Origin of the sequence: Pseudoalteromonas sp. SWYJZ98, from assembly GCF_015864495.1 — a bacterium.
GTDB classification, from domain to species: domain Bacteria; phylum Pseudomonadota; class Gammaproteobacteria; order Enterobacterales; family Alteromonadaceae; genus Pseudoalteromonas; species Pseudoalteromonas distincta.
Map to the genome: position 1 here is coordinate 1 of NZ_JADYXA010000069.1, position 5,575 is coordinate 5,575.

4 protein-coding genes are annotated in these 5,575 nt (G+C 40.3%); 1 reads left to right on the forward strand and 3 read right to left on the reverse strand.

What is annotated here, in order from left to right; all coding sequences use genetic code 11:
• Positions 1-150 precede the first annotated feature (150 nt).
• From clpB to rluD, 3 genes are all read right to left on the reverse strand, one after another.
• Positions 151-2,727, reverse strand: a complete 2,577-nt coding sequence (clpB, locus tag I6F10_RS19520; RefSeq protein ID WP_197099280.1) for an ATP-dependent chaperone ClpB — start codon at positions 2,725-2,727, stop codon at positions 151-153.
• A 96-nt stretch (positions 2,728-2,823) separates the two neighbouring features.
• The gene (gene pgeF / locus I6F10_RS19525; RefSeq protein WP_197099281.1) at positions 2,824-3,555 is read right to left on the reverse strand and encodes a peptidoglycan editing factor PgeF; all 732 of its coding nucleotides are present in this window, start codon (positions 3,553-3,555) and stop codon (positions 2,824-2,826) included.
• A complete protein-coding gene (gene rluD, locus I6F10_RS19530) occupies positions 3,555-4,532 on the reverse strand; it encodes a 23S rRNA pseudouridine(1911/1915/1917) synthase RluD (RefSeq protein WP_149594281.1) in 978 nt (325 codons plus the stop codon). Before rluD ends, pgeF begins: the two co-directional genes overlap by 1 nt.
• A gap of 141 nt (positions 4,533-4,673) precedes the next feature.
• On the opposite strand from rluD, the gene I6F10_RS19535 reads away from it, so the two are divergent.
• Positions 4,674-5,438 carry an outer membrane protein assembly factor BamD gene (locus I6F10_RS19535; protein WP_002962210.1) on the forward strand — a complete coding sequence of 255 codons (765 nt, stop codon included), beginning with the start codon at positions 4,674-4,676 and terminating at the stop codon, positions 5,436-5,438.
• The last annotated feature ends 137 nt before the right edge of the window (positions 5,439-5,575 follow it).

A 5,575-nucleotide genomic window follows, 5' to 3' on the forward strand; every position in this document is an offset into this window, starting at 1 on the left:
CGCACAGGGCGTGCATCTGTGAAAGTGTTATGGAAAGGATGGCTTAAGTTACAAGCCATCCTAGAAGGCTACGATTTAGCAAAATCTCTTGAGTCAGACTTGTGATCAAGAGACAGCTATTTTAGCGGCTTTAGATGTAATTATTTACAATCAGCGTTTGGTAAATACCAAAGAGCCGTCATTTGCATCAATAACAATCACGCTACCTGGTATGTAGTCCCCATTAAGTAGCTTTTGTGCTAGCGGATTTTCAATCGTTTGCTGAATAGCACGCTTAAGCGGGCGTGCACCGTACACAGGATCAAACCCACTTGCTGCAATTCGCTCAAGTGCAGCATCGCTTATTTCAAGCAGATACCCCATCTCTGTTAAACGCTCACGTAATTTCATTAACTGAATATCAGCTATTTCTTTTATATGCTCGTTTGCTAACGGGTGGAATACAACAGTCTCGTCAATACGGTTAATAAACTCAGGTCTAAACTCATTAATCAATACTTCCATTACTTTAGCTTTAAGGGTCGTATAGTCATTATTCCCCGCTTGTTCTTGGATAATATCTGAGCCTAAATTTGATGTCATGATAATAACAGTATTTTTAAAATCAACGGTTCTACCTTGTCCGTCAGTTAATCGGCCATCATCTAACACTTGCAGTAAAATGTTAAACACATCTGGGTGTGCTTTTTCTATTTCATCAAGCAATATAACTGAGTAAGGTTTACGACGAACAGCTTCTGTTAAATAACCGCCCTCTTCATAACCCACATAACCTGGAGGTGCGCCCACTAGGCGTGCAACTGAGTGCTTTTCCATAAACTCAGACATGTCGATACGTACCATGGCATCTTCGGTATCAAACATAAAACCAGCAAGTGCTTTTGTAAGCTCGGTTTTACCCACACCTGTTGGACCTAAAAACAAGAAAGAACCAATTGGGCGATTAGGATCTGCAAGTCCTGCACGTGAGCGTCTTATTGCGTTAGCAACAGCAACGACCGCTTCATCTTGCCCTATTACTTTACTGTGTAACTTATCTTCCATTTGCAGCAGCTTTTCACGCTCACCTTGTAGCATTCTTGCAACAGGAATACCTGTCCAGCGAGATAAAATCTCTGCAATTTCATCCTCACCTACTTGGTTTTTAAGCAGAGTCATTTCTTGCATTTCGGCTTGTGAGGCTAAATCAAGTTTTCGTTCAAGCTCTGGAATTCGCCCATATTGCAGCTCTGACATACGCTGTAAATCACTTGCTCTTCGCGCTACATCTAAATCTAATCTTGCTTGTTCAAGCTCGGCTTTAATTACTTGTGTACCTTGAAGCGATGCTTTTTCAGCATTCCAAATTTCGTCTAGCTCACGATATTGCCCATCAAGGTCGGTGATCAACTCTTGCATTTCACTGCGACGTTTTTGACTCGCCTCATCTTTTTCTTTAGCAAGTGCATTATCTTCTAATTTTAACTGAATAATACGACGCTCAAGCTTATCTAGCGACTCTGGTTTTGAATCAATTTGTAATCGAATTGAAGAACCCGCTTCGTCTATTAAATCAATTGCTTTATCTGGTAACTGGCGATCGCTAATGTAACGATGAGATAACTGAGCTGCAGCAACAATCGCGGGATCAGTAATTTCTACTGAATGATGTAGCTCATATCGCTCTTTTAAGCCACGCAATATTGCAATGGTATCTTCAACCGACGGCTCTTCAATGAGTACCTTTTGGAATCGACGTTCAAGGGCTGCATCTTTCTCTATATATTTACGGTATTCATCAAGCGTGGTTGCGCCAACACAGTGTAACTCACCGCGTGCTAAAGCTGGTTTTAGCATATTACCCGCATCCATTGCGCCATCACTTTTGCCTGCACCCACAATAGTGTGTATTTCATCAATAAATAAAATGACTTGGCCTTCTTCTTTAGCCAATTCGTTTAACACTGATTTTAAACGCTCTTCAAATTCACCGCGATATTTAGCGCCCGCAACTAGTGCTCCTAAATCAAGCGATAAAACACGTTTGTTTTTTAATCCTTCAGGTACTTCACCATTAATAATACGCTGTGCTAAACCTTCTGCTATTGCTGTTTTACCAACACCTGGCTCACCGATTAATACAGGGTTATTTTTAGTACGGCGCTGTAATACTTGAATCGTGCGGCGAATTTCGTCATCACGACCAATAACAGGGTCAAGCTTACCTTGCTCTGCTCGCTCAGTTAGATCAATCGTGTACTTTTCAAGCGCTTGGCGTGTTTCTTCAGCATTTGGGTCATCAACTTTTTGACCACCACGAATCGCTTTAATTGCGGTTTCAATTTTAGTCGAGGTAATATTTAACGATCTGAATATATCGCCAAGTGGACCTTTATCGTCGCATGCCGCCAGTACAAACAATTCACTTGAAATGTATTTGTCTTTGCGTTTTTGCGCATACTTGTCACATAGGTTAATAAGTGAAGCCATATTATTTGATAGCTGCACATCGCCACCTACACCTTCTACTTTAAATAGTTTTTCTATTTCTTGTGAAAGCTTGGTGTTAAGTTCATCTGCGCTGACCCCCGTTTGGGCAAATAACGCGCGCACACTGGAGCCGCTTTGTTGCAGTAATGAATACATTAAATGTACAGGTTCAATAAATTGATGGTCGCGGCCAAGGGCTAACGATTGCGCATCAGAAAGCGCAGATTGAAATTTACTTGTAAATCTATCTAAACGCATGGTGTTACCTATTAAATAATCTAATTGCTTAATTAATGGGTATGTTTAGGTGTTTGTTCAAGGTGTAGAGAGAAATATAATAGCTAAAGGTGCTAATTACTTGCGCCAGATCAAACTTGCCATACGTCCGGTTTGTCCATCCCGTCGATAAGAAAAAAATAAGTCACTTTGAGAGACTGTACAATAGTCGCCGCCTGTAATCTTTTTAACGCCTTGCTGGGTAAGTAAAGTACGCGCAATGCCATAAATATCAGCAAGATATTTGCCATTAGCTTGTGGTGTAAATGCTTGAATAAATGAAGAAGACCTTTTTTGAAATAACTCAAACACTTCAGCGCCAACCTCAAATTGAGTTGGCCCAATTGCAGGCCCTAGCCAAGCATTTATATTTTCATACTTTGAGCTAAAACATTCTAAAGCATTTTTAATAATTCCCTGCTCAAGCCCTCGCCAGCCACCATGTATAGCTGCAACTTCCTTCTCATCATCACTCACTAATAAAATAGGTAAGCAATCGGCAGTCATTATAGCCAAAGGCTGATTTAATAACTGAGTATAAAGCGCATCAGCATTGTGTAACTTATTAGAGTCAAAATGTTCATCAACAATAACAACATCAGAGCTATGAACTTGATTTAGCCACACGGCAGGTTTAGGTAAGAGTTTGGTTAATAGTGAGCGGTTTTTTGATACATGATCTTGATTATCTCCAACATGGTATCCCAAATTGAAACTTTCAAATGGGGTTTTTGAAACACCACCTCCACAAGTAGTACTTAACGTTCCTACTTTATGAAGGTTTTGCCATGTCGCTGACAATAAGTGCATTATCTATCGATATCAGGATTAGCTTTAGTATCTTCACGTAGTGCATGTGTCATAGCAACCATATCGTCAGGGATAGGAGCTTGCCATGTCATCATTTCACCGGTGATTGGGTGCGCAATACTTAATTTTACAGCATGCAGAGCTTGGCGTCTAAAGCTACGGAGTAACTCAAATAACTCAGGTGTTGCACCTTTAGGTGGACGCGGACGGCCGCCATAAGATTGATCGCCAATTAGCGGATGATTTAAATGTGCCATATGCACACGAATTTGGTGAGTACGACCTGTTTCTAAACGCAAACGTAAACGAGTATGAGCACGGAATTTTTCAGCAACACGGTAATGTGTAATTGCCGGCTTACCCATTTCATGTACGGCCATATGCGTACGCTGCGTAGGATGGCGGCCAATCGCTTTTTCAACCATACCACCTGCAGTCATAGTACCATTACACAGAGCTTCATATTCACGAGTGAAATTTTCGCGCTTTTGTAGTGCTTTTACCAAATGCGTTTGGGCCTGAATCGTTTTAGCTACAACCATTAAACCGGTCGTGTCTTTATCTAAACGATGCACAATACCTGCGCGTGGCACGTTAATTATTTCAGGGTAGTAATGTAGCAATGCGTTTAACACTGTTCCATTAGGGTTACCCGCACCTGGGTGAACCACTAGGCCCATTGGTTTATTAATTACCAAAATATCATCGTCTTCATAAACAATGTTTAATTTGATATCTTGTGCTTCGTATTCGCGTGGTGCTTCAATTGTTGTTTCAACACTTACAACTTCACCACCTAGTAGCTTTTCGCGTGGAGTGTTGAAAATTTCACCGTCTACAGTGATTTTATCATCCAAAATCCACGTTTTTATACGAGAACGTGAATAATCAGGGAACAATTGTGCTAATACTTGGTCTAGACGTTTACCACCTAATTCGGTTGGAACGTCGGCTTGAAGAGAAATTTGCTCTGACATTAGTAACTTTACCCAATTTACCAGTGCAAGCTTTGCTCGACTGGGTTAGAATCGCTTTTAATAAAAGCATAATATAATACGCATAGTTTACTCGGTTTTACCGACTTGGCCTAGCCGAAGACATCGAAGGTAACAAATAAAATGATAAATAAAATAGGGAAACGTGCATTTGCCATTGTTTTTTCAGTTTCTGTACTTAGTTTAGGTGCTTGTTCGTCGGCTCCTGACCAAGAAGACATTCAACGTGTACCGAATAAGTCTGCACACGCTTTATATGAAGATGCAAAAGAAACGCTAGATTCTGGTTTATATGCTCGTGCAATTGAACTTTTGAGTGCAATAGACTCTCGCTACCCATTTGGCCCATTCTCTAAGCAAGTACAAATGGACTTAGTCTATGCACATTATCAATCAGGCAATACTGAACAAGCACTTGCAACCATTGACCGCTTTATTCGCTTAAACCCAAATCATAAAGATTTAGACTACATGTATTACATGCGTGGTTTAGTAAATATTAAAGCAGATAAAAATGCGTTCCAAGAGTACTTTGGTGTAGATAGAGCCGACCGTGATGCTAACCGTACTCGTGTTGCATTTACAGATTTATCGACATTAGTAAAACGTTTTCCTAAAAGTGATTACGCGCCTGAAGCTAAGCGTCGTTTAGTATGGCTTTTAAATCGTATGGCACGTTATGAATTAAAAGTAGCCACTTACTATTATGAGCGTGAAGCTTATTTAGCTGCTGCTAATAGAGGTAAGTTTGTTGTTGAGCACTACTCACAAAGCAGTTACTTAGATCCCGCGCTTGAAATGATGGAAAAAAGTTACGACCAATTAGGTTTAACTGAGCTTAGTGAGCACGCAAAGCAAACACGAAAACTAAATAAAAGAACTAAATAAACAAAAAGGCGCTTAGTAAGCTGTCTCTTATACACAAATCCCTGCTAAGAAATTAGCGGGGATTTTTTTGAACTAAATCTCAATGTCATGATCAGATCTTCAAATCTTGTTTGAGGGCACATTATGATTAACGAACA

Bases quoted from the DNA above. Each gene is read 5' to 3' on its own strand.
- rluD (WP_149594281.1), bottom strand. From the start codon at position 4,532: ATGTCAGAGCAAATTTCTCTTCAAGCCGACGTTCCAACCGAATTAGGT.
- I6F10_RS19535 (WP_002962210.1), top strand. From the start codon at position 4,674: ATGATAAATAAAATAGGGAAACGTGCATTTGCCATTGTTTTTTCAGTT.
- pgeF (WP_197099281.1), bottom strand. From the start codon at position 3,555: ATGCACTTATTGTCAGCGACATGGCAAAACCTTCATAAAGTAGGAACG.
- clpB (WP_197099280.1), bottom strand. From the start codon at position 2,727: ATGCGTTTAGATAGATTTACAAGTAAATTTCAATCTGCGCTTTCTGAT.